The organism is Meiothermus taiwanensis WR-220, assembly GCF_003568585.1.
GTDB classification, from domain to species: domain Bacteria; phylum Deinococcota; class Deinococci; order Deinococcales; family Thermaceae; genus Meiothermus; species Meiothermus taiwanensis.
On sequence record NZ_CP021130.1, the window covers coordinates 350553 to 372356 of the forward strand.

Annotated in this window: 22 protein-coding genes, 2 tRNA genes and 1 riboswitch; of the genes, 12 read left to right on the forward strand and 12 right to left on the reverse strand. The window is 63.3% G+C overall.

Annotated elements, in window-relative coordinates:
• The first annotated feature begins 54 nt into the window (after window positions 1-54).
• The gene (gene glpK / locus MTAI_RS01835) at window positions 55-1545 is read left to right on the forward strand and encodes a glycerol kinase GlpK (protein ID WP_027888454.1); all 1491 of its coding nucleotides are present in this window, start codon (window positions 55-57) and stop codon (window positions 1543-1545) included.
• Between the two features lie 54 nt (window positions 1546-1599).
• Window positions 1600-1938, forward strand: a complete 339-nt coding sequence (locus tag MTAI_RS01840) for a hypothetical protein (RefSeq protein WP_027888453.1) — start codon at window positions 1600-1602, stop codon at window positions 1936-1938.
• A gap of 17 nt (window positions 1939-1955) precedes the next feature.
• Here MTAI_RS01840 and MTAI_RS01845 read toward each other — a convergent pair whose 3' ends face one another.
• Both MTAI_RS01845 and MTAI_RS01850 read right to left on the reverse strand, forming a co-directional pair.
• Window positions 1956-2714, reverse strand: a complete 759-nt coding sequence (locus MTAI_RS01845) for a DUF4388 domain-containing protein (RefSeq protein ID WP_027888452.1) — start codon at window positions 2712-2714, stop codon at window positions 1956-1958.
• 209 nt (window positions 2715-2923) lie between these two features.
• Window positions 2924-3000: transfer RNA gene (locus MTAI_RS01850), tRNA-Pro, on the reverse strand.
• A gap of 119 nt (window positions 3001-3119) precedes the next feature.
• Between MTAI_RS01850 and MTAI_RS01855 the strand changes: the two genes are divergently transcribed.
• Window positions 3120-3196 (forward strand) — tRNA-Ile (locus tag MTAI_RS01855).
• 221 nt (window positions 3197-3417) lie between these two features.
• On the opposite strand, the gene MTAI_RS01860 is transcribed toward MTAI_RS01855, so the two are convergent.
• Window positions 3418-4413, reverse strand: coding sequence for an IS701 family transposase (locus tag MTAI_RS01860; protein ID WP_187388537.1), 996 nt, complete (start codon window positions 4411-4413; stop codon window positions 3418-3420).
• 100 nt (window positions 4414-4513) lie between these two features.
• The gene (locus MTAI_RS01865) at window positions 4514-5743 is read right to left on the reverse strand and encodes a murein hydrolase activator EnvC family protein (protein ID WP_241768763.1); all 1230 of its coding nucleotides are present in this window, start codon (window positions 5741-5743) and stop codon (window positions 4514-4516) included.
• Window positions 5744-5918: 175 nt separating this feature from the next.
• Between MTAI_RS01865 and MTAI_RS01870 the strand changes: the two genes are divergently transcribed.
• Complete coding sequence (locus MTAI_RS01870) at window positions 5919-6725, forward strand: IS5 family transposase (RefSeq protein ID WP_119342530.1); 807 nt, start codon at window positions 5919-5921, stop codon at window positions 6723-6725.
• Here the strand turns inward: MTAI_RS01870 and MTAI_RS01875 are convergent.
• Complete coding sequence (locus MTAI_RS01875) at window positions 6708-7562, reverse strand: cell division protein FtsX (RefSeq protein WP_425373712.1); 855 nt, start codon at window positions 7560-7562, stop codon at window positions 6708-6710. The genes MTAI_RS01870 and MTAI_RS01875 overlap by 18 nt on opposite strands.
• A 161-nt stretch (window positions 7563-7723) precedes the next feature.
• Between MTAI_RS01875 and MTAI_RS01880 the strand changes: the two genes are divergently transcribed.
• The 3 genes from MTAI_RS01880 to MTAI_RS01890 all read left to right on the forward strand — a co-directional run bounded on the left by MTAI_RS01880 (window position 7724) and on the right by MTAI_RS01890 (window position 10572).
• Window positions 7724-8509: a DUF4388 domain-containing protein gene (locus tag MTAI_RS01880; RefSeq protein WP_027888592.1), complete on the forward strand. Its 786-nt coding sequence runs from the start codon at window positions 7724-7726 to the stop codon at window positions 8507-8509.
• A 14-nt stretch (window positions 8510-8523) separates the two neighbouring features.
• Window positions 8524-9900, forward strand: a complete 1377-nt coding sequence (locus tag MTAI_RS01885) for an alanine/glycine:cation symporter family protein (RefSeq protein ID WP_027888591.1) — start codon at window positions 8524-8526, stop codon at window positions 9898-9900.
• 81 nt (window positions 9901-9981) lie between these two features.
• Window positions 9982-10572: a UbiX family flavin prenyltransferase gene (locus MTAI_RS01890; RefSeq protein WP_027888590.1), complete on the forward strand. Its 591-nt coding sequence runs from the start codon at window positions 9982-9984 to the stop codon at window positions 10570-10572.
• Here MTAI_RS01890 and MTAI_RS01895 read toward each other — a convergent pair.
• Window positions 10569-11345: an undecaprenyl-diphosphate phosphatase gene (locus tag MTAI_RS01895; RefSeq protein WP_027888589.1), complete on the reverse strand. Its 777-nt coding sequence runs from the start codon at window positions 11343-11345 to the stop codon at window positions 10569-10571. The two genes, MTAI_RS01890 and MTAI_RS01895, sit on opposite strands and share 4 nt — an antisense overlap.
• 66 nt (window positions 11346-11411) lie before the next feature.
• On the opposite strand from MTAI_RS01895, the gene ispD reads away from it, so the two are divergent.
• The 4 genes from ispD to MTAI_RS01915 all read left to right on the forward strand — a co-directional run bounded on the left by ispD (window position 11412) and on the right by MTAI_RS01915 (window position 15638).
• The gene (ispD, locus tag MTAI_RS01900; protein WP_027888588.1) at window positions 11412-12044 is read left to right on the forward strand and encodes a 2-C-methyl-D-erythritol 4-phosphate cytidylyltransferase; all 633 of its coding nucleotides are present in this window, start codon (window positions 11412-11414) and stop codon (window positions 12042-12044) included.
• Window positions 12032-12859 (forward strand): 4-(cytidine 5'-diphospho)-2-C-methyl-D-erythritol kinase, encoded by an 828-nt coding sequence (gene ispE / locus MTAI_RS01905; RefSeq protein ID WP_027888587.1) that lies wholly within the window; start codon window positions 12032-12034, stop codon window positions 12857-12859. The genes ispD and ispE overlap by 13 nt, the downstream gene beginning before the upstream one ends.
• Window positions 12860-12894: 35 nt before the next feature.
• Window positions 12895-12991, forward strand: a riboswitch (TPP riboswitch).
• Window positions 12992-13066: 75 nt separating this feature from the next.
• The gene (locus tag MTAI_RS01910) at window positions 13067-14095 is read left to right on the forward strand and encodes a thiamine ABC transporter substrate-binding protein (protein WP_036197373.1); all 1029 of its coding nucleotides are present in this window, start codon (window positions 13067-13069) and stop codon (window positions 14093-14095) included.
• A gap of 13 nt (window positions 14096-14108) precedes the next feature.
• On the forward strand, window positions 14109-15638 hold the full coding sequence (locus tag MTAI_RS01915) for an ABC transporter permease (RefSeq protein WP_043983022.1): 1530 nt from the start codon (window positions 14109-14111) through the stop codon (window positions 15636-15638).
• A gap of 47 nt (window positions 15639-15685) precedes the next feature.
• On the opposite strand, the gene MTAI_RS01920 is transcribed toward MTAI_RS01915, so the two are convergent.
• Genes MTAI_RS01920 through MTAI_RS01930 form a run of 3 tightly spaced genes read right to left on the reverse strand, consistent with a single transcriptional unit; the run spans window position 15686 to window position 18727 of the window.
• On the reverse strand, window positions 15686-16660 hold the full coding sequence (locus MTAI_RS01920; RefSeq protein WP_027888584.1) for an ABC transporter permease: 975 nt from the start codon (window positions 16658-16660) through the stop codon (window positions 15686-15688).
• The gene (locus MTAI_RS01925) at window positions 16650-17579 is read right to left on the reverse strand and encodes an ABC transporter ATP-binding protein (RefSeq protein WP_027888583.1); all 930 of its coding nucleotides are present in this window, start codon (window positions 17577-17579) and stop codon (window positions 16650-16652) included. Before MTAI_RS01925 ends, MTAI_RS01920 begins: the two co-directional genes overlap by 11 nt.
• 8 nt (window positions 17580-17587) lie before the next feature.
• Window positions 17588-18727, reverse strand: a complete 1140-nt coding sequence (locus MTAI_RS01930; protein ID WP_027888582.1) for a COG1470 family protein — start codon at window positions 18725-18727, stop codon at window positions 17588-17590.
• Between the two features lie 194 nt (window positions 18728-18921).
• Here MTAI_RS01930 and MTAI_RS01935 point away from each other — a divergent pair, with 194 nt between their 5' ends.
• Window positions 18922-19353 (forward strand): Hsp20/alpha crystallin family protein, encoded by a 432-nt coding sequence (locus MTAI_RS01935; protein ID WP_245453125.1) that lies wholly within the window; start codon window positions 18922-18924, stop codon window positions 19351-19353.
• A gap of 46 nt (window positions 19354-19399) precedes the next feature.
• On the opposite strand, the gene MTAI_RS01940 is transcribed toward MTAI_RS01935, so the two are convergent.
• Genes MTAI_RS01940 through MTAI_RS01950 form a run of 3 tightly spaced genes read right to left on the reverse strand, consistent with a single transcriptional unit; the run spans window position 19400 to window position 21616 of the window.
• A complete protein-coding gene (locus tag MTAI_RS01940; protein ID WP_027888580.1) occupies window positions 19400-20548 on the reverse strand; it encodes an MFS transporter in 1149 nt (382 codons plus the stop codon).
• A gap of 29 nt (window positions 20549-20577) precedes the next feature.
• Entirely contained in the window at window positions 20578-21078 is a 501-nt protein-coding gene (locus MTAI_RS01945) for a cupin domain-containing protein (RefSeq protein WP_027888579.1), read from the reverse strand.
• A gap of 16 nt (window positions 21079-21094) precedes the next feature.
• A complete protein-coding gene (locus MTAI_RS01950) occupies window positions 21095-21616 on the reverse strand; it encodes a metal-binding protein (protein ID WP_027888578.1) in 522 nt (173 codons plus the stop codon).
• Window positions 21617-21804 lie beyond the last annotated feature (188 nt).

Consider the following 21804-nt stretch of genomic DNA (forward strand, 5'->3'; position numbering starts at 1 on the left):
CAATTCTGCGCGAGCTTGCAGCCTGTCCTGTGTAGCCAGCTTTAGGAGGAATCCATGCCCTACATCCTTGCCCTCGACCAGGGAACCACCAGCAGCCGGGCGATCGTCTTCGACCTGGAAGGCCGGCCCCAGGCCATGGCCCAGCAGGAGTTCATGCAGCACTTTCCCCAGCCGGGCTGGGTCGAGCACGACCCCCTGGAAATCTGGCAGACCCAGCTTCGGGTAGCCCAGGAGGCCATCCAGCGGGCGGGTATTCAACCCGGCGAGATTGTGGCCCTTGGGATCACCAACCAGCGCGAGACCACCGTGCTGTGGGAGCGGGCCACCGGCCGGCCGGTGCACCGGGCCATCGTCTGGCAGGATCGCCGTACCGCTCCCATCTGCGACGAGCTGCGCAAGGAGGGCTACGAGGCCCTGTTCCGCCAGAAAAGCGGGCTGGTGCTGGATGCCTATTTCTCGGGCACCAAGGTCAAGTGGCTTTTGCAGAACGTACCGGGGCTTCGGGAGCGGGCCAGGAAAGGGGAGCTGTGCTTTGGCACCATCGATAGCTGGCTCATCTACAACCTGACCGGGGGCCGGGTGCACGCCACCGATGTCTCCAATGCCTCGCGCACCCTGCTTTTCAACCTGCACACCCTGCGCTGGGACGAAGAGCTGCTGGGCATCCTGGGCCTGCCTGAGGCCCTGCTGCCCGAGGTGCGCCCCTCGGCGGGGCTATTCGGTGAGACCCTGCCCGAGCTGTTTGGGGCCCCCATCCCCATTGCCGGGGTGGCGGGCGACCAGCAGGCGGCTCTGTTTGGCCAGGCCTGCTTCTCCCCCGGCATGGCCAAGAACACCTACGGCACCGGCTGCTTCTTGCTGATGCACACCGGGCAGGAGCGGGTGGCCTCGCAGAACGGCCTCTTGACCACGCTGGCCTGGCAGTTGGAGGGGCAGCCGCCCGAGTACGCCCTGGAGGGCTCGGTGTTTGTGGCCGGGGCGGTGGTGCAGTGGCTGCGGGACGGACTCGGCATCATCCAAAGCTCGAGCGAGGTGGAAGACCTGGCCCGCCAGGTGGAGCGCACCGACGGGGTCTACCTGGTGCCGGCCTTTGTGGGGCTGGGCGCGCCCTACTGGGACGCCTACGCGCGTGGAACCATTGTGGGTCTGACCCGTGGCTCCAGCAAAGCCCATCTGGCCCGGGCTGCTTTGGAGGCCATCGCCTACCAGAGCCGGGATGTGCTCGAGGCCATGAAGGCCGATGCCGGGCTGAAGCTCTCCGAGCTGCGGGTGGACGGGGGCGCCACCGTCAACGATCTTTTGATGCAATTCCAGGCGGACATCCTGGGTACCCCGGTGGTGCGGCCCCAGGTGACCGAGACCACCGCCCTGGGGGCCGCCTACCTGGCTGGGGTGGGGGTGGGACTGCTTACCCAAGCGCAAATTGCCCGGCGCTGGGCCGTGCAGAAGCGCTTTGAGCCGGCCATGGGCCAGGAGGAACGGGCGCGGCTGTACAGCGGCTGGAAGAAAGCGGTGGAGCGGGCTAAAAGCTGGGCGGACGCTTAGCTTTCATACCCAGGTCATGCCGGGGTGCTAGGATTGGGGTTGGAGGAGACCATTATGGACTTCAAAGAGCTGGTCAACCAGGCCCGCGAAGCTGCGGAAAACGCGCTCAAACAGGCCGAAGCTAAATTCAACGAGGTCAAGGCCAGCCTCGATAAGGACGGCGACGGGGTGCCGGATCAGCTCGAGGGGGTGATGAACCAGGCCAAACAGGCCGCTGAGCAGGCCAGGGCCAGGTTCGAGGAATTCAAAGCCAGCCTCGACAAGGATGGTGACGGCATTCCCGACCAGCTCAAGAACCTGGGCGAACAGGCCAGGCAAGCGGCTGAGCAGGCCAAGGCCAGGGCCGAGGAGCTGGCCCGGGCTGTTCAGGAGCGCCTGGGTAAGAAAAGCTAGTTGGGGCTGTAGGGCTTTTATAGCGACGGCCAGACCAGCACCTCCTGCCCGACCCGCAGGTTATAGAAAAAGAGCGCATCGGAAGAGAGTAGTAGCTGCGGGCCCGCGTTGCTTGCGGCGGCTACAGGCATTTGCAGGGTGCGGTCTTCCGCGCGCACTTCAATTTGCGTGAAGGAGCCAAAATGACTGCGCCAGGCCCGCAGCAACTGGGTGTCGATGCGGGCTTCGGGGGTTCCCTCGAGCCGGGCGACCACCAGGCGCACGGTGTGGGGGGTGCGGGGGGTAATGCGCACCAAACCCAGGCGGGCCAGGCGGCTCACGTTGAGCTGCACCACCTCGCCAGAAAGACCGCTGGCAGCGGCCAGATCGAAGAGGCTAATGGGCTTGCCCATGTGCCGCAGCAGCTCAAACTCGTCGGGGGAGAGGGTGAGATGGGTGGTGCGTTGGGCGTCGGTGAGCTGCACCTGGTCGAAGGGGCTTAGGTCGAGCCGGGCATCCATAAAGCGGATGGCCTCGAGCAGGTAGTTGTCGAGCGTGCCCTGTAAGCTGGACTGTTTGGCCCGTTCACCGACTAAAAAGCGAAACTTGCCCTCTTTGAGAGCCAGAATCTGAAACAGCCCATCTTTGCCAACCTGGCCTCTGTACTGCGCATGCACTGGCTGGCCGTGCTCGAGGTAGACCTCCCCGCCCGGAACTTTGAAAGCACCGGTCTGCCGGGCCTGTGAAAGGAGCTGCAGAAGCTCAATGGGCCCTAAAAGTTCGAACGTACCGTCCATAGAAGCTGTTTGTATCTCTCCTGTGGTGCCTTTGAGAAGGGTGGGCTGGGGGAGCCTCCACCCTAAAGCATAGAACTATTTTGATGGGCGATTCGCCTGTAAAAAGTTTTGCCCGGTCTCCAAACAGCTTGCTCGAGGCACCCTTGCGGCAGCGATGACATATCACACGCGAAAAAAGCCGCTCAGGTTTTTCCTGAACGGCTTTTTATTGGTCGAGGCGAGAGGATTTGAACCTCCGACCACACCCACCCCAAAGGTGTGCGCTACCAGGCTGCGCTACGCCTCGATTGGTTGTACCTGAGTTACAGCCTCAGGCGCATCCACAAGTTTAGCCACCAAAAGCCCAAACGTCAACACATTGGCTTGACCTCTGGCGGGGCCACCGCTATACTCATAACTCGCTGTGGGCGGTTAGCTCAGCTGGTTAGAGCACACGCCTGATAAGCGTGAGGTCCCGGGTTCGAGTCCCGGATCGCCCACCAAAGCCCTGAGGTAGTGGCCCCCCTAACCCATGGGGGGCTTCTTCCTTGTGCCGGGAAGATTCGGTTAGTTCGGCCCCGGAAGGCGGCGAGCTAACCTGACCGAAGTTATCCGCGTAGCGGAGGGCGATACCGCCCCTTGGAAGGGATACGCTTTCTTCGCCGAGCCTAGCGAGGGGCGTGTGCTAAGATGCAAAAAGATAACCCCTTGAATCCGGTAGGACTTACGCAGTTGGGTGAAGGATGTGTATGGGATTGGCCAGGTAACTTCGTATCGCCTCGCGGATAATGCTTGCCTTGGACTCATACCAACTCACCCCCGTTCGCAAGCGGTACACCTCCAGCCTCAGAAAAGCACGTAGGGACAGAAGAAGGTGGCCCAGGATAGAGGCCCTCTTTCTCACCTGGGCCCGCTCCACCCCGCAACACCCCTTGAGCCCCCGGTGGTAGACCTCGATACCCCAGCCTGCCCGCTCCAACTCCCCCCGCCGACCTTCAGTCATCCCCAGGTCGTTGGTCGCCCAGTGCTCCGCGTCCCCGTCTTTCGAAACCGTCCGGAACACCCTGACCAGACCAAAACCCCTCAGGTGCACCACCCGCCCCTCCGGCGGTATCTCCACCTCGCTCACCGGCCGAAGCCCCTCCCTATCCGGGTTCACCTGCCGGTTCCCCTTCAGCCGCGTGAGGAAGCGCCAGCCCAGGCGAGCAATCTCCTTCAGGTTCTCCAGCGAAGCGTACCAGCTATCCATTAGCACGTACGCTGGAGCAAACCCCCGTCCCTTGGCTACCCGCAGCATCTCCATAAAGTGCTCGTTCTTGGTCTTCCCTTCCCAGGGCTTGTCATAAATCCTGAAGTCGCAGGGGATGAGGGCCTGGCCCTCCGTCCACAGCAGGGTCATGAGGGCGATCCCCTTGACCACCCGCTGGTGCTTGCCGCTCCAGTGGTAGGTCACCAGCTCCATCCGCTGGGCGTAGGGTTTATCCAGGGTGGTGTCGTCCAGGATCAGAAGCCCCCGGCTGGGCTCCACCACGGCCCTGGCCTCCTGCCACAGCGCCTCCGTGTCGGGAGGCTGTCGCTGGAGCAGGCGGGTGAAGGCGTCGTGGGCGGGAGCGCTGGGTTCCTCGGGTTGGCAGCGGGCGGCCTCGGTACAGGTGAAGACCCTCTGGGCGGCGATGAGGAAGTGGATATAGTCCAGGTCGGTGCACTTTGGGGGGTTCATGGCAGCTAACTCCTCTTGGCCTGTTTGCTTTGCAGAAAAGGGTAGCCGAGTAGAGGGGTGAGGGGCAACTGCGTAACTCCTATCCGGTATAAAAACCAGGCTAGTAGTAACGAGACGGGTCTACATAGCGAAAGCTACCGTCGCTGTCGATTACAATTACCCGGAACCACATCTGGTTGCTGGGGATTAGCACACCTCCTCCGGTAAAACCAATCACCTGGCCCTGGGCGACCCGTTGGCCTACCGAGACGCGGGGCTCGAGCACATTGACATACTGGGTGGCCATCTGGTCGGAGTGGCGAATGGTGAGGGTGTAGCCCAGATTGGCGATGAAAAGGCTATCAATCACCACACCGTCGGCGGCGGCTACGATGGGACTGGACGCTTCGCTTCCTTGAAGGGTTTGCCAGTCGTTGCCCTGGAATCCGTAGGGCTCGGCTACACGGCCACCGCGAACGGGGAATTGCAATGCTCCCACCACCTCACGCGGAACCGAGGGAAGTACCAGCGCAGCCTCCCGTTCCCGCTGGGCTTGTAGCTCCCGACGGCGGCGTTCCTCGGCCTCCCGACGGCGGCGCTCCTCCTCGGCGCGGCGGCGCTCTTCAGCGATGCGGCGTAGCTCGGCGGCAATACGACCTTGCAATACCTGCAGCTCGGCCCGTAGCTGAGCTTGGGCCTGCAGGGTTTCGCGCAGAATAATCTGCCGCCCGGCCTGCTGCCGCCGCAGGTTGGCGAGGGTGAGCTGTACCGTCTGTCGGTTCTGCGCCAGGGCAGTTATGCGCTGCTGCCGTTCGGCCCGGCGTTCGCTAAGGGTATTGACGAGCAGCTCGAGCCGCACCCGTTCTTCGTCTAGCTGCCGTACGGTGGTTTTGATGCGATCCATCAGGTCGGTCTGGTGCTGTCCTAACACCCCCACCCATCGGCTCCGTACCGATAAATCGGTGAAAGATTCGGCTCGCAAGAGAGGTAGATAGCGCCCGGCCCGCTCACGGTGCAGGCTCTGCAACAAGGCCGAAAGCCGCTCGCGGAGTCCCGCGAGCTCCTTTTGTAAGCTGGCTATACGGGCTTCGGCTTGCTGCTTTTGGCTTTCCAGCAGGGTGATCTGGCGGGTGAGTTCGGCACGTTCGCGCTCGAGGCGGGTCATCTCGGCCTCTAGACGCCGCAATTCCTGGATTTGCTGCTTGGTGGCTGCATCAAGGTTGGCTAGGTCGCGGTTGAGCTGTTCGATGCGCTGTTGTTGCAGCTGCAAAAGCCGCCGGTTTTGTTCAGCTTGCTGCTGCAGCTGGTTGAGGGTGGTTTGTCCCAGCGCCCAGGGTTGGAGAACTAGCAAAATACCTGCAAGCCACAAGACTGTGGCAATACCCCCAGCGCCATGGCGGAAGCACAGGGCCGCTGATCCGGTTGTTTGGGCTTGCCTCATAGATCGGTCTCCCGCAGGTGGGCCCGGCTGGCTAGAATCTACAAACCACCTTACCCAAATCAGGCACTGCAGTTATGTTTAGAGCATGAACCGCCGTGCTTACCCATCGGACGTCCGTGATGAGGAATGGGCTCTGGTGCTGCCCTATTTGACCCTCGCCCCGCTGGAAGCACCCCAGCGCAAGTACGACCTGCGCGAAGTGTTCAACGCCCTGCGCTGGATGGTTCGAACCGGTGCTCAGTGGGACTACCTGCCCCACGACTTCCCACCCCCCCATATCGTTCAGGCGCAAGCCTACCGCTGGATGAACCGGGGGGTCTTCGAAGACCTGGTACACGACCTGCGCATGACCCTGCGAATGCTCCAGGGCAAAGCCGCCCATCCCAGCGCTGCCATCTACGATGCTCGCACCCTACAGTCCACCCCGCAAAGTGGGGAGCGGGCCGGATACGATGGGTACAAACGACGCAAGGGAAGCAAAGTTCACCTGGCGGTAGATACCCTGGGGCATCTGCTGGCCCTGGTAGTAACGGCGGCCAGTGAACAGGAACGGGCCCAGGTGGGAGCCCTCAGTCAACAGGTGCAGGAAGTGACGGGGGAGCAGGTGGAAGTGGCCTTTGTGGATCAGGGTTACACTGGGGAGGAAGCGGCACAAGCGGCAGAGGCGGAAGGCATCGCCCTGTGTGTGGTCAAGGTGGAAGGGGCCAAACGAGGATTCGTGCTGCTGCCGAAGCGTTGGGTGGTGGAACGTTCGTTTGCCTGGACATCCCGGTTTCGCAGGCTGGCGCGAGACTATGAGCGGCTGGCTGAGACCTTGCGAGGTTGGCACTGGTTGGCTTTTTCGATTCTGATGACAGCGAAAACTGTGGAGCTTTTACGAACAGCTAGTTAGCAGGCTTAGGTAGGCCCCGGTGGCCCCCAGCAATACCGCCAGTACAAGCATGGCTAAGGCGGCACGAGCCAGGTCGCCATCGGCCAGCACGGGTACAAAGGGCAGTAGGTTTTGTAGGGCCTCTGCCAGAAAGCGATAGGAAACCGTCCCCAGCCCCAGCGCCACCAGGCCGGCGGCCAGGGTTAGGAGGGTTCCTTCAGCCACAAAAGGCCCCTGGATGAAGCGGCGGGTGGCCCCTACCAGCTGCATGACCCGCAGCTCCTCGCGGCGGTTCTCGATGGATAGCCGAATGGTGCCCATTACGCTAAAAAGCGTATCCAGCAAAAGTAAAACCACCAATATATTGACCGCTACCCGTAAGCCTGCCAGTACACGAACCAATTGCTCGGTGAGAGCACCGCCGTACTCCACGCTATCGACACCGTCCAAGCGGGCCACCCTTCGCCCCACCTCACGCACCGCCTGGGCGTCGTTCAATTTGATGCGAATAGTGTCGGGAAGGGGGTTTTGGATAAACTCACGGGCCTGGGCCAGGTAGGGGTAATCCAGCTGCAAGGTGGCGAGGGCTTCTTCTTTGGTTTGCAGTCGAGCCTCGCTGACCTCCGGCCAGGTTTTGATCTGCTCGAGCAGCGCATCCACCCGAGCCTCGGGTTTGAGGAAGGCCGCCACCTCCAGCTCGCGCTCGAGTGAGGCCACCACCCGATCCAGGTTCCACAGCAACAAACCCAACAAGAACAGGAGCGAAAACGATACCAGGGCGGTAAAGAAGGTGGCTAGGGTGCTGGTTAGGTGCTGGCGCAACGATCGCAGAGCCTGGAGAAGGGCGTACACAACCATAGTGTATCGGTTGTGGGCTGTGGGTGGGTGAATTCCTGCTAAGTGTGTATTTGCAGGGGGCTGGCTGGTCGGGGTTTGCACCAAACCCCCGCTGGCTTCCTGTGTAGAATAGGCTTGTTGTACGACCGCGGGCGGTTTTTGTAGCTACAGGAGGCCGGAATGTGCTAAGTGGAAACCTGGCAGAGTTCCCCCTTTTGCGGCTCTTGGAGACCCTGATGGGGGCGGCCAGGGGTGGGGTTTTACGCATCGAGCACCCCAGTTTTGTGGGCAGTATCTACCTTGAGGGTGGGCATCCCATACACGCCGAGGCTGGTGGGCTGCGGGGTTTAGAGGCCTTGGAGCTGCTGGCTGGTCTCAAATCGGCGCCGTTTCGCTTCGATTCTGAACTGAATACCCGTGAGCGCAGCATTGAGCCTGGCCTCGAGACCCACCAGCTCATCGTGCATCAGTTTGAAGCCTGGAACGAGATCAATCTGCCTGATAACTGGATGCTAACGCTTCAGGCCGGCGCGGTTCAAGGGCCAACCCAGCTCAGCCCCCTCGAGGCCAGTGTTTTGGCCCAGGTACAGGGCAAAAGCCTGGCCCAGGCCTTGATGAATGGAGGCCTTTCGCCCCTCGAGGCCGCCCAGGTGCTCAGCAAGCTATTGCGGCTGGGTTTGCTCGAGGCCCGGAACCACCTCGCGATTGAGCCAGAGCCTTTGGTGGTGCTCACTTTATATGGTAGGGAGCAGGGGGTGGCTGCCATTGACGAGGAGCTGTTTGTGCGCTGGCAGGGCCTGGTAGGTGGGGGCTTTATGGTGCGCTTGCGCGCCAAGAACCAGGAGGCCACCCTGCGCCCGGAGCCCCGCATTAACATGCAAGGCCGGGTCGGGTTGTTCGAGCGTGATCTGCGTCAACTGCGCCTCAGCCGGGGTGTATCGGTGAAAGTCTGGCCGGAGGCCAGGTAGAACAAAGGCAGCCTATGGATATACTCACGCTTAACGACTACGTTAATCGAGCGGTTTATGGCGAATGGATGATGCTGGTGTTCATCCTGGTGGGGCTATACCTCTCCTTGCGCACCGGCTTTCCGCAGTTGAGCCGGCTGGGGGTGGCGCTCCGTGAGACGCTGGGGGCCATCCGGGAGCGCTTTCTGAGCTTTGGCGGCCAGATTACACCCTTCCAGGCCGCGATGGTGGCTATGTCGGCCACCATCGGAACCGGGCACATCATCGGCATGGTGGGGGCGGTGGTGCTGGGGGGCCCCGGTGCGGTGCTGTGGATGTGGGTGGCCTACCTGGTGGGTATGGCAACCAAGTTTTCCGAGGCGGTTCTGGCAGTGCACTTTCGCCGCCAGTACACCGACGGCTCGGTGCTGGGGGGCCCTATGGTGTACATCCGCTATGGCCTGGGCCGACGGATGGCCTGGCTGGCGGCTTTGTTTGCCCTCTTTACCGCTATTGCCGCTTTTGGGATTGGCAACCTTTCCCAGGCCGGGGCGGTGGGGGCAGCCCTGGCGCAGGAGTTCAACGTGCCGCCAGCGGTTACCGGCCTGCTGGTGGCCTTGCTGGTAGGAATCCTGCTGGCTGGCGGCATCCGCTCGGTGGCCCGCTTCGCCCAGATGATCGTACCCCTCAAGCTGGTGTTGTTTTTGCTGGCGATTCTGCCCCTTATTTTCATCCACCTCGAGGGCCTGCCCGCAGCCCTGGCGCTGGTGTTTTCCTCGGCCCTTAGCTTTCAGGCGGCTGCCGGGGGGGCTGCGGGGGCGGCGGTCTCGCTGGGGCTGGCTGAAATTTTGAAGGCGGGGGTGGGACGGGGCATCTTTGCCAATGAAGCGGGCCTGGGTTCGGCTGCCATTGCCCACGCGCAGGCCCAGGTCGATCACCCGGTGCGGCAGGGTTTCTGGGGCCTCACGGAGATGCTTTTGAGCCTGACCGTGACCACCCTGATGGCCCTGACCTTTATCGCCAGCGGGCTCTGGCAGCGCTTTCTGGGCGGCGACCGGGTAGAAGCGGCCCGTGCCCTGTTCGCCGAGCACCCCCTGGGGGTGGCTATGCTGGGGCTGATGCTGGCAGTTTTTGCCCTGGGAACCATGGTTTCCTGGGGGTTTTACGGTGAGGAAGGCGCGGCCTATCTGTTTGGTGAGGGTATCCGTTGGCCTTACCGCCTAACCTTTGTTACGTTTGCATTTGTAGGGCCGATGGGTGGCCTGGCAGCCCTGACCAGCGTGGCCGACACCCTCAACGGCTTGATGGCTATCCCCAACCTGGTGGCCCTGCTGGCCCTGGGGGGGCTGGTAGGCCGGCTGGTGCGGGAGTTCTTCAGCGGAATGCCCTGGCAGCCGCCGGAGGAAGACTAGGGTGACAACCCGGCCTCGCAGGCAAGCCGGTTTTCATCTAGGGCTGCATTCGCCGCACGGGCCTGACTGTACACTTGGCGCATGAGCGTACCCAAGCGACTGGTGGTGGGGCTTTCGGGCGCCTCGGGGATGCCCTATGCCCTGGATTTACTGCAAACCCTGCGACGGATGGGTGGGCTGGAAGTCCATCTGGTGATGAGCCAGGGGGCCAAGCGGGTGCTGGCGGAGGAGGCAGGGCTTGGCCTCGAGGCCGTGGAGGCCCTGGCCCATGTGGTGCACAAGAGCAGCGACCTGGGGGCCTCCATCGCCTCGGGGAGCTTTCGTACCCTGGGGATGGTGATTGTGCCGTGCAGCGCGACCACCCTGGCCAAGGTGGCCTACGGTCTGGCCGACAACCTATTGACCCGGGCGGCCTATGTTACCCTCAAGGAACGCCGCCCCCTGGTGCTGGTACCGCGCGAGGCCCCGCTGCCCTTGCCGAGCCTCGAGGCCATGGTTCGAGCGGCCCAGGCCGGGGCCACCATTTTGCCGGCAGCCCCTGGGTTTTACCACAAGCCCAAAACCATCGATGATCTGCTGGCTTTTATGACCCAGCGCATCCTGGATCTGTTTGGTCTGGAGTACGCCAGGGCACCGCGCTGGGGTGAGCTACGGGAGCTCGAGCTCGACTAGCGCAGGAAAAACACCCCGTACACCACCCCGATCAGAATGCGGTAGATGGCGAAGGGTACGAAACTGTTGCGGCTTACGAAGGCTAGAAGCCAGCGTACCGTTAGCAAAGCCGATACGAAAGCGGCCAGAAAGCCCACCGCCAGCAGCCCCCAGCTATCGGCGCGGAACTCGTCCATATGGCGCAGCAGGGAGAAGCCGGTGGCCGAGAGCATGGTGGGTACGGCCAGGATGAAGGAAAACTCGGCAGCGGCCCGGCGGGATAGCCCCAGGGCCATACCCCCCACGATGGTGGCCCCGCTACGCGAGACCCCTGGCATCATGGCAATGGCCTGAAACAGGCCAATCAGCGCAGCGTAAGGTGCTGGTAGCTGGTTGACATCGTCGTAGCGCTGATGGGATTGCAGCCAGCGATCCACAAACAGCAAAAGAACGCCCACACCAATCAAATTAATCACCACAATCAGGTCGTTGCCTAAAAAGACGTTTTCGATCACATCGGCCAGCGCAAAGCCCAGGATGCCGGTAGGGATGAAGGCTACGATAATGCGCTTCCAGACCTGCATGTCCTGTAGGAAACGCTTGAAGTACAAAGCTAAAACAGCCAGAATAGCCCCCAGTTGGATGACCACGATGAAACTTTTGATAAATGGGTCGTTCTCAATATCCAGATGGAGCAGGTGGGCAGCCAGGGTGAGGTGGCCGGTGGAGGAGATGGGGAGGAACTCGGTTAAGCCCTCCAGAATGCCCAGTATGAGCGCCTCAAAAACAGTCATGCCCCAGAGGATAACACGCGGGCCTGTGGGCTGTATGGGAGGGCTTTTTACGGTACGATGCCAGGCATGAGGGTCTCGGTACTGCTGCCGGCAGCCGGCCAGGGTGAGCGGATCGGGCGGGGGCCCAAGGCTTTTTTGCGGGTGGGTGGAAAGACCCTGCTGGACTGGGCCCTCGAGGGCTTTGCCTGGGCCGACGAGGTGGTGGTGGCCCTCCCGCCGGGTTTCCGGGTGGATGGCCTGAAAACCGTTCCGGGCGGCCAGACCCGCCAGCAAAGCGTGTTTAATCTGGTGCAGGCGGCCACCGGTGAGGTGGTGCTGGTGCACGATGTGGCCCGGCCCTTTGTGGTGCGGCCCGCAATAGAACGGCTTCTGCAGGCGGTGCGGGCCACGGGTGCGGCCACCCTGGTGGTACCGGTGCCCGATACCCTGGTACGCGAAGACGATGGGCGCTACGGGGGGGTGATCGCCCGCGAGCACCACCGGCTGGTGCAGACCCCCCAGGGCTTCCGCCGCGAGCTCTTGTGGCAGGCCCACCAGCAGGCCCGGGCAGCTGGGATCGCCTTCACCGATGACGCACAGCTGGTTCGCTGGTTGGGTCATCCAGTGGCGCTGGTGGAGGGCGACCGTCGGATGTTCAAGGTGACCTATCCCGAAGACCTGATTCTGGCAGAAGGGTTGGCCCAGGTATGGAACTCCTAGCCCCGGCCAAGGTGAACCTGGGTCTTTCGGTGCGGGGCCGCCGGCCCGATGGCTACCATGAGCTGCACACCCTGTTTGCCGCGTTGCGGGTGGGCGACCGGCTCTGGGTGGAGGCCATTCCCGAGGGAATTGAGCTGGAGGTGCGGGGCTGGGGCCTGCCCGCTGATACCAACAACCTGGCATACAAGGCTGCACAGGCTTATCTGCAGGCTGCTGGCTGGCCCGGCGGGGTGAGGGTGGTGCTGGAAAAAAAACTACCCCTGGCCGCGGGGCTGGGCGGGGGCTCCTCCGATGCGGCGGCGGTGCTGCGGGCTTTGTCCCAGCTCTACCCATCCGCTCTCGAGCTTCCGGCCCTGGCCCTTGGGCTGGGGGCCGATGTGCCCTTTTTCCTGGAGCCGGGCCTGGCCGAAGGGCGGGGGGTGGGTGAACAACTGACCCCCCTGCCCCCTCTTCGGGCGGCGTTGGTGCTGGTCAACCCTGGTATTGCGGTTTCGGCGGCTGAGGCCTACAAAGGCCTCACGCCCGAGATGTGGCAGCCCGAGCTGGATATAGCGGGGATTATAGAGGCCATTCGGGCAGGGGAGGAACCCCTCTACTGGAACACCCTCGAGCGCCCCGTATTCCGGAGGCACCCCCACCTCGAGGCCCTCAAGCAAGAGCTGTGCCGCCTGGGGCTGAGGGGCGTGCTGATGTCGGGCTCAGGCTCTACCCTGTTTGGTCTGGCCCGTGCGGCCGAGGAGGCGCTGTACCTGGCGGGGGTGCTGCGAGGCAGGTACCCGAATTTCTGGGTGGCTGCTACCGAGACCGTAAGCTGAGCGCTGTACATTTGGGGGTGCAAGCCGTATTATCCGGGCGTCATCGGGGGTGCCTGGGCAGCCCAGGCTGAGAAACACCCTTTGAACCTGATGCGGTTTGTACCGCCGTAGGGAGCATGACGCGGAACCCTCCCGATGACATGGAGGGATTTTTTTATGCAAAAAACCCCAAAAGTTGGATGGTCGGTCTGGCTAGGTGTGCTGTGGATGCTGCTGGTGTTATGGCCCGCGTGGGCGCAGCAAACCACCCTGACCGTTCTTACCCACGATAGCTGGAGCCTCGACAAGAACCTGATCGCTCGCTTCGAACAGCAGAGCGGTATCCGGCTTCGCTTTTTGAAGGGCGGCGATGCAGGCGAGATGCTCAACAAGGCCATCCTGAGCAAAGGCGCACCCATTGCCGATGTGATCTACGGTTTCGATAACACCATGCTCTCGCGTGCGCTGCAGGCCGATATTTTACAACCCTACCGCTCGCCTGAGCTGCCCAACCTGCGCCCCGAACTGATCATTGACCAGACCTTCCGGGCCACGCCGGTGGACTTTGGCTATGTGGCCCTTAACTACGACCGGGATTTCTTCAAGGACAAGCCCCTGCCCCAGCGCTTCGCCGACCTGGCCTTGCCGGAATTTGCCGGGCTGCTGGTGGTGCAGAACCCGGCTACGAGCTCGCCGGGGCTGGCCTTCCTCCTAGCCACCGTGGCGGCCTTTGGCGAGGAGGGTTACCTGGATTTTTGGGAGAACCTGCGCAAGAACGGGGTGCGGGTGGTGAGCGGCTGGAGCGAGGCCTACTACACCCACTTTACCCGGGCTGGCGGCGACCGCCCGCTGGTAGTCTCCTATAGCACCAGCCCGGCCGCCGAGCTGTACTACAGCGAGGCCCAGCCCAAGCCCAGCGAGCCCCCCACGGCCAACCTTTTCCTGCCCCGCAGCTCGTTTTTCCAGGTGGAGTATGTGGGCATCTTGAAGGGTACGCGCAATCTGCGGGCGGCCCAGCGTTTTGTGGACTGGCTGGTTTCCAAGCCCGCACAGGAGAACATCCCCACCCAGATGTGGGTCTATCCAGCCCGGCGGGATGCCAAGCTGCCGGAAGTGTTCCGCTTTGCCCAGGTGCCCCCTGAGCCCGCCCGCCTGACCCCCCAGCAGATCGCCAACAACCGCGAGCGCTGGATCCGCGAGTGGACGCAGGTGGTGGTGCAGGGGCAGACGGCGCAAGCGGTAAAGGCGCGGCGTTAGGCTGGCGGCGGGTATGGCGAAGGCCTCCCGCGCCGCTGCTTGGCTGGCCCTGCCGGTGCTGGTCTTCCTGGCCCTGGCCTTGCTGTACCCTTTGGGGCGAATCGTGGCCTTGGGTCTGGGTGAGGGTATTGTGCCTACGCTGGCCGACCCCTACTACCGCTCGAGGCTGCTCTGGAGTCTGGTCTACGGCCTGGGCTCCTCGCTCTTGTGTGCCCTGGTGGCCCTGCCCCTGGCTTATGCCTTTCGTTACCGCTTCCCGGGCCGGGACTTTTGGCTGGCCTTCTCGGTGGTGCCCTTTGTGCTGCCTACCCTGGTGGTGGCGATGGGTTTTTTGAGCCTGGTGGGCCCCCGGGGGCTGCTGGGGGTCAACCTCTACGGCACGCCCTGGATTTTGTTCTGGGCCAGCCTGCTCTATAACCTGGGCCTGGTGCTGCGCCCCCTGGTGGCCCTGCTGCCCAAGCTGAACACCCCCATGCAGGCGGCCCGCACCCTGGGGGCCAGTCCCTGGCGGGCCTACCTGCGGGTGGGGGTTCCTCTCCTGGCCCCTGCTCTACTGTCCGGTGGGAGTCTGGTTTTTTTGTTTTGCTTTACCAGTTTTGGTGTGCCCTTGCTGCTGGGAGGGCCGGCCTGGGCCACCCTCGAGGTGGCTACCTACCAGGCCCTGGCCCAGCGCCTGGCCTTCCCTGAGGCCAGCGCACTGGTATTGATGCAGCTGGGGGTGACCGGGCTGGTATTGTGGCTGTACCTGCGCTTGCAGGCAGGATGGGCGGTGGGGCTCGAAGGCACCGAAGCCCCCCTAGCCCTCGCACGGGGGCCTGCATTAATGCTGAGCATCGGCGTCTCGGGGTTTTTTTTGCTGCTGTATAGCCCCCTGCTGGCGCTGGTATGGCGGGCGCTGGAGCGCCCTGGGGCCTGGCTATCGGTGTGGCACAACCCCGACTTCACCCCCGGCCTGCTGGCCTTGCAAAACACCCTGGTCTTTGCCGGAATGGCCCTGCTGGGAGTGCTGCCCGTGGGTCTTTTATACGCTTATGCGGTCTGGCGGGGGGCCCGCTGGCTGGATGGGCTGGGCCTGCTGCCCCTGATGGTCTCACCGGTGGCCCTGGGCCTGGGCTACCTGCTGGTCTACCCTGGGCTTAGGGGCTCTATCGGGCTTTTGATAGGGGCCTACATCCTGCTCAGCTACCCCTTACTCACCCGCGCCCTGTTGCCGGCCCTGCAGGGGCTGCCCAGGGGGGTGCTCGAGGCCGCCCGGGTGCTGGGGGCCTCGCCCTGGCGGCGGTTTATACGGGTGGAGTGGCCCCTGGTTCGATCATCGACAGTAGCCGGGCTGGCCCTGGCCCTGGCGGCCATCCTGGGGGAGTTTGGGGCCACCCTCACCCTGCAACGCCCGGAATGGGCCACCCTGTCCCTGGCCATCTACGAGCGCCTGGGCCGGCCTGGGGCCACCCCCTTTTACGAGGCGGTGGTGCTGGCGGTGGTGCTGATGGTGCTGTGCAGCGTTTTGCTGCTGGGGTTGCAGAAGGGCTCCTGGGATCGCTGATTTTTCCCCCAGCAAACGCTATTGACTGCGAGCAGCTAGGGCTCCTCCTAGGCCCGCACCTCCCGCCGCTGGAAGAGCACGTAGGCCACGGCGAAGAGCCCTATGGTGAGGGCGATCAGGCCCGTGAGTTGCGGCCAGGCCAGCAGAAAACTCTGCCCCAGGGGAAGGGGTGAGCCCAGCAAGGCCCCCTCGAGCTGGCTGATGAGCACCGGCCCCAGGCTGCGCACCCCAGGGTTGAGCAGGGCCTGGATGGCCTCGGCGTATAGGGTGTTGGGCGAAAGGCGCGAGAAAGCCAGCAGGGCCTCGGTCTGGCGCAGCTCGCTCTCGGGGTCGAAGGGGTCGAAAGGGGCCACGGCCTGGGCCAGCAACTGGGCGATGATGCCCCAGAACAGCGCGAAGAAGAGCCAGACCGCAATGGCCGCCAGCGCCGAGGTGGCCGCGCTGCGGAAGAGCACCGAGGTGACCAGGGCAATGCCCAACCAGACCCCGGTATAGGCCAGGGTGGCCAGCAAGAAGAGCAGGGCCCGCGCAACCTCCTCGCTGCTGGGGGGTACGCCCAGGAAGATCAGGCTCAGGCCCACCACCAGCAAAAACAGGGCCAGCAGAATCAGGGCTATGGTGGCCAGCCCGGCTAAAAACTTGCCCCACAGCAGGGCGTCGCGGTAGATGGGCTGGGCCAGGATGCGCGAGAGGGTGTTGCGGTTGTACTCGCCGTTGATGGCATCAAAACCCAGGGCGATGGCGGCCAGGGGCAGAAAGAAGCTCAGGAAGGCCACAAACGAGGGTAGCGGATCCTGGGCCGCAGTAAAAACCCGCAGCAAGAGGAAGGGGTCTTCGCTGATGGTCTGGCGCAGGGTCTGGGCCCCGGCATACACCGCGCCCACCGCCGAGAGCAGGATGAGCACCTCCAGGATGCGCATCCGGGTGCTGGAAAGGTGGTCGGCCATCTCCTTGAAGAAGACTGCCCACAGCCCTGTCCAGGGCGAGCCTTCACGACGACGCGAGGTAGAACTACGCTGCATGGCGCACCTCCTGGAAATAGCGGGCGTACACCTCGTCCAGGCTGGGCTGCTCCAGCACGAGGCTCTGCAGGGCGGCCCCGGCCTCGAGCACGGCCCGCGCCACCTGTGGGCGGATGTCCTGGGTGGCTTCCAGCCGCAGCCCCTGCGCCTCGGCCTGTACCCGGCTCACCTCGGGCAAGGCCTGAAGCCGCTCTGCGAGGCCTTGTAGGGGGGTGGCCTCGAGGCGGATGCGGTAAGCGCCCCCCAGCACCCGCTGGGCCAGCTCCTCCACCCGCCCCTCCAGCACCAGCCTCCCCTTATGGAACAGCCCCACCCGGTCGCAGATGGCCTGCACCTGGTGCAGCAGGTGCGAGGAGAGCAGCACGGTAATGCCCTCGGATTTCAGGCTTTGTATCATCTTCAAAAACTCCTGCGCGGCCTCGGGGTCCAGGCCCAGGGTGGGCTCGTCCAGAATCACCACCTTGGGTTCTTTGAGCAGCACCTCGGCCAGCCCCAGACGCTGGCGCATACCCCGGGAAAAGGCACCCACCGGGCGGTGGGCCACCTCGGCCAGCCCCATGCGTTCCAGCACCCGTTCCATGCGGGCCTTGGCCAGGGCGGGGGGCAGTCCGTTGAGCCGGGCGATGTAGGAGAGGTTCTCCCAGGCGGTCATCTCGCCGTAAAACCCCACCGAGTCGGGCAGGTAGCCCACCTGCCGCTTGAGCGAGAGCGGTTCGCGCACCGGGTCGAGGCCCAGCACCCGCACCTGGCCTGCGCTGGGCTCGGTGAGGCCCAGGAGCATCAGGATGGTGGTGGTTTTGCCGGAGCCGTTGGGGCCCAGGAGGCCATACACCTCGCCCGCTTCGATGCGCAGCTCGAGGCCCTCCACCGCCACCACCCTGCCGTAGCGTTTGGTTAGGCCTTGGGTCTCGATGACCATAGGCCCTCCTAGCGCCGCCCAAAGCGCGAGACCGCAAAGCCCACCGCGCCCACCGCCACCGCAATCAAAAGTACCCCGATCAGCCCCCACAGCGTGGAGGTCTGCACGGTGACCCGGTAATCGGCCGAGGCCTGGGCTCCTTCGGCACTGGCCCGCAGGGTCAGCATGTAATCGCCTGCAACGGCCCGGGGGGAGGGCTTGATGCGGGCGGTGACCTCCGACTCGGCCCCGGGGGCCAGCCGCTCGATCTTGTTGGGTTCAAACTTGACCTCCCAGCCCGTAGGCTCGCTGGCGGAAAGCTCGAGGTTCTCCGCCGGGGCGCTGCCGTTGTTCTTAATCACCAGCTTGATGGGGTTCTCGCGCCCGGCATAGGCCCGCCCGGAAAGCCGCCCCTCGGGGGTGGAGAGGCTCAGTTCGGCCTGGCCGGTGATGTCCAAGTTCACGGCCAGCTCGGCCCTGGCCTCCCCGGCCAGGGCCCGCAGGGTGACGGCATACACTTTGGCCTCCACCTGCCGGGGAGGGGTAACCTGGACGTCCAGCTCGCGGCTTTCCCCAGCCTTTAGGGGCAGGCTGTTGACCTCCTGCCCGCCAAAGGCGGTGCTGAAGCTCACCCGGAAGTTTTCGGGGGCGTCGGCCTCGAGGTTGACCAGCAAGTCCTGGTCGCTTTCGTTCCTGAGGGTCACGCGGTAGCGGAAGCTGGCGGTGGGGGTGCCCTTGAGCACCGGAAGCTCGGTCTCGAGGGAGAGCCGCTTGGGCAGCACCTGGCCCAGGGTGAGGGCAATGGGCAGCTCGGCCCGTACCCCGCTGCCCTCGGCCACCAGCCGGAAGCGGTAGGTGCCGGCCCGCACATTTTGTGGCGGCTCGAGCCGCAGGGAAAGGCTCTGCTCCCCATCGGGCAGCACATACACCGCGCCCACCACCCGGCCCCCGCCCAGCAGGCTGGCCTTCCAGCCCGGGGCCAGCTCGGCGACCCGTACCTGCACGGTCTGGGGTGGTAGGTTGTAGCCCTTGAGGGTGATGGGCAGGCTGATGGTTTCACCCAGCCGTACGCTTTGCGAGGGGTAGGGGGTGTACAGGGCCAGACCGCGGAACCCCTGGGCCAGGCCCAGGCTCATCAGCAGTAGCAAGAGCGCAAGTAGGCGTGGCATACTTCACCTCCAGACGAAGTTTTTCACCTGTGAATCTAAAAAAGAAAGATGAAATATACATTAAAATCATAACAATACTTGACAATATCATGCTCAACTTTTATAATATGTGACTGTAGGGAATCTGCCAACACAACCCTACGAAAGGAGGTTTCAGTATGCTGGACATTGTTCGGAACATACCTGTTCAGACGATGCCTCTGCGGAGCTGGAATCTCTCGAGCGTAAACGACTTCTTCCAAGAGTTCGACCGGCTCTGGAACGAGGTGACGACATCTTTAGGCAGCCCAGTGTCTGTTAGCGCCTATCCCTACGATCTCTACGAGACCGGGGACAGCCTGGTGCTGGAGATGGCGGTGCCGGGCCTGCGCAAGGACGACCTCGAGGTTCGCCTGGAGGGCAACCGGCTGACCATTCGCGGCACCTATCCGGAGGCCCAGGGCAGCGATGAGCGCCGCTACTGGTCGCGGGGGCTGCCGCGCGGGAGCTTCGTACAAAGCCTGACCCTGCCCGCCTCGGTGGAGGTGGATAAGATTCAAGCCACCATCACCGATGGCCTGCTGCGCCTGACCCTGCCCAAGGTAGAGCAGGCCCGCGTGCGCAAGATCGCCATCAGTGCGGCCTAAATAAGCTGGCTTTCCCCAAAGCGCAGTTCCAGTTACTGGAACTGCGTTATTCCTTCTTAACTTGCAGTAGACCGGCCAGCAGGGTAATCACCACGGCCAGCCCCGCCACCGCTGCAAAAGATACCCGCAAGGATGTGGCCTGTGCGATCAGACCGATTACGGGTGGCCCGCTCAAAAAACCCAGGTAGCCCAGCGTGGCCACCGAGGCCAGCGCCACCCCAGGCTGCACCCCCGGTACCCTGCCGGCGGCGCTAAATACCAGGGGAAACAGGGTGCAGTAACCCAGCCCGATCAGTGCAAAGCCTAGCATGGCGACCTCGGGGCGGTTGGTAACAAGCGTAATTATGAAACCGCTGGCAGCCAGCAGCCCACCGGCTCGCGCCATCGCCACCGGCCCAAACCGATGTATGAGGGCGTCGCCGCTCAGGCGGCCCACCACCATGGACACCGAAAAGGCCGAGAAGGCCAGCGCAGCCACGGCCTCGCTGGTGCCCATCTCATGCTTCATAAATACCGCGCTCCAGTCGGCCACAGCCCCCTCGCCCAGGCCGGTGCAGAAAACGATGAACCCCAGGCCCAGCAGCACCCCTCGAGGCCAGACAAAGCGCGGCCCGCTGGCGGCTGGCCGAACCTCGAGCAGATATCGAATGGCTGCCAGCATCAGCAGCCCCATGAGCAGGGCCGTCCAGGCAAAGAAGGGCAGCGGCTCCAGTCCGCCTGCTGCGGCGGCCCCTCCCAGCGCGGCACCCACCAGACCCCCCAGGCTAAACAGCGCGTGGAAACTGGACATAATGGGCCGGGCATAGCGTTTTTCAACCTCCACGGCCTGGGCGTTCATGGAGATGTCCATGGCCGCGTTGGCGAAGCCAAACACAAACAAGGCCAGGCCCAGTGTCCAGCCAGTGGGGGCCAGGGCCAGCAGGGGTAGTGCAGCGCAGTTGCTCATGGCGGCCCAGGCCAGCACCGGTCGGCTGCCCCAGCGCGCGATAAGCCAGCCGGTTAGGGGCATGGCCAGCACCAGCCCGATGGGGCTTCCCATCAGCACCAGGCCCAGCTCGCCGGCGTTCAGGCCTAGCTGCTGCTTGATGGTTGGAATGCGCGAGACCCAGGCAGCCAATACCAGACCGCATATAAAGAAAGTTACATAGATGGCGATCCGGGCCTGAGACAGTTGATTGGGTGAAGACTTATCCAATGGGTGTTCCTTTCTTGGAGCATTGTCTTTTAGCGGGTCAGCCGTTCGATGAGGGGGCGGTGCTGCGGAAACTGCCGGGCCAGGGTCTCACGCTCAGCCAGCTCGAGGTCGGCGAAATCGAAGCCAGGGGCCATGGTGCAGCCCACCAGGGCGTAGGTTCCGGGGGTGTCCAGGCTGGCTGCAAACCAGCAGCCGGCAGGAACCGTTGCCTGAAAGCGCTGTCCTTTGCTGGGATCGGGGCCGAGAGATAGCCTCGAAAGCGCGCCCTGGGGCGAGATGAGCCACAGGGTCAGGGAAGCGCCGGCGTAGAAATGCCAGATCTCGTCGCTTTTTAGCCGGTGGAACGCGGAAAAGTCGGGGTGCTCGAGCAAAAAGTAGATGGCCGTGGAAAAAGCCCGCGGGCTGTCAAAACGAGGGGGTAGGTGGGGCTGCGCGATAAGCTCGCTGGATACGTAGGTCTGACGATAGAAGCCGCCCTCGAGATGGGGTTGCAGACCGAGGTGTTCCACCCAGAATTTGGCACTATACATACGAGCAGCCTCCAGTTCATCGTTGGCGACGGCGCCTGCTTAAAAAAATCCGACCGCTATCCGGCCAGATGCCGTCGGCGATAAGGTGCAGCCATTGTGAGGCATAATACCCCAGCACCAGTGCCCAAATAATCTCCTGGGGTGGGGCCTTGAAGTGGGGTTGCAGGTGGATGTTCACCCCCAGGTAGCTCGAGAGGGCGGTGAAGAGCCAGTACACCAGCACGCCCATCGCCCCCAGGTACAGAATCCGGGTTAGGGGGCCCACCACCCAGGTGTGCGAAAGGCCCCGATGGGTGAACATCCAGCCATAGGGCACCCAGATCCAGCCCAAAAAGCCCCAGCGCCCCTTGGCCCGCACCTGTTGTTCAGCCAGATCCAGGTCGGGGGTGATGAGGAAGGTTCCCAGCAGGTAACTGCCCATAAAGGCCAATGCAACCGGCTGGGGAACCTCGAGTTCTTGCCGATAGACCCAGTAGACGGCTGTGGCCAGTCCCAGGACGCTGAGATTGATGGCTTCGTGAACGCGACCCGAAGGCACGGCCGTAGTTTACGTGTTTGGGGGAATAAGAGGGGTTGTTGATTCCCAATTGACCCTGGGGTGGCCTCCAGGGGTAGATTGGCGGCAAATTTGTTTTAATCAGAAATTTTGTGCAAATATAGCAAATGACGAAATGTGACAAATCTTGGAAAAAGCTGTTTTGGACGGCCTTACAACCACAAACGCCC

Coding starts and splice junctions, on each gene's coding strand:
- MTAI_RS01890 (WP_027888590.1), top strand. CDS start 9,982: ATGAGCGTACCCAAGCGACTGGTGGTGGGGCTTTCGGGCGCCTCGGGG.
- MTAI_RS01920 (WP_027888584.1), bottom strand. CDS start 16,660: ATGCAGCGTAGTTCTACCTCGCGTCGTCGTGAAGGCTCGCCCTGGACA.
- MTAI_RS01915 (WP_043983022.1), top strand. CDS start 14,109: ATGGCGAAGGCCTCCCGCGCCGCTGCTTGGCTGGCCCTGCCGGTGCTG.
- glpK (WP_027888454.1), top strand. CDS start 55: ATGCCCTACATCCTTGCCCTCGACCAGGGAACCACCAGCAGCCGGGCG.
- MTAI_RS01930 (WP_027888582.1), bottom strand. CDS start 18,727: ATGCCACGCCTACTTGCGCTCTTGCTACTGCTGATGAGCCTGGGCCTG.
- MTAI_RS01935 (WP_245453125.1), top strand. CDS start 18,922: ATGCCTCTGCGGAGCTGGAATCTCTCGAGCGTAAACGACTTCTTCCAA.
- MTAI_RS01840 (WP_027888453.1), top strand. CDS start 1,600: ATGGACTTCAAAGAGCTGGTCAACCAGGCCCGCGAAGCTGCGGAAAAC.
- MTAI_RS01875 (WP_425373712.1), bottom strand. CDS start 7,562: ATGGTTGTGTACGCCCTTCTCCAGGCTCTGCGATCGTTGCGCCAGCAC.
- MTAI_RS01925 (WP_027888583.1), bottom strand. CDS start 17,579: ATGGTCATCGAGACCCAAGGCCTAACCAAACGCTACGGCAGGGTGGTG.
- ispE (WP_027888587.1), top strand. CDS start 12,032: ATGGAACTCCTAGCCCCGGCCAAGGTGAACCTGGGTCTTTCGGTGCGG.
- MTAI_RS01945 (WP_027888579.1), bottom strand. CDS start 21,078: ATGTATAGTGCCAAATTCTGGGTGGAACACCTCGGTCTGCAACCCCAT.
- MTAI_RS01845 (WP_027888452.1), bottom strand. CDS start 2,714: ATGGACGGTACGTTCGAACTTTTAGGGCCCATTGAGCTTCTGCAGCTC.
- MTAI_RS01870 (WP_119342530.1), top strand. CDS start 5,919: ATGAACCGCCGTGCTTACCCATCGGACGTCCGTGATGAGGAATGGGCT.
- ispD (WP_027888588.1), top strand. CDS start 11,412: ATGAGGGTCTCGGTACTGCTGCCGGCAGCCGGCCAGGGTGAGCGGATC.
- MTAI_RS01860 (WP_187388537.1), bottom strand. CDS start 4,413: ATGAACCCCCCAAAGTGCACCGACCTGGACTATATCCACTTCCTCATC.
- MTAI_RS01885 (WP_027888591.1), top strand. CDS start 8,524: ATGGATATACTCACGCTTAACGACTACGTTAATCGAGCGGTTTATGGC.
- MTAI_RS01895 (WP_027888589.1), bottom strand. CDS start 11,345: ATGACTGTTTTTGAGGCGCTCATACTGGGCATTCTGGAGGGCTTAACC.
- MTAI_RS01910 (WP_036197373.1), top strand. CDS start 13,067: ATGCTGCTGGTGTTATGGCCCGCGTGGGCGCAGCAAACCACCCTGACC.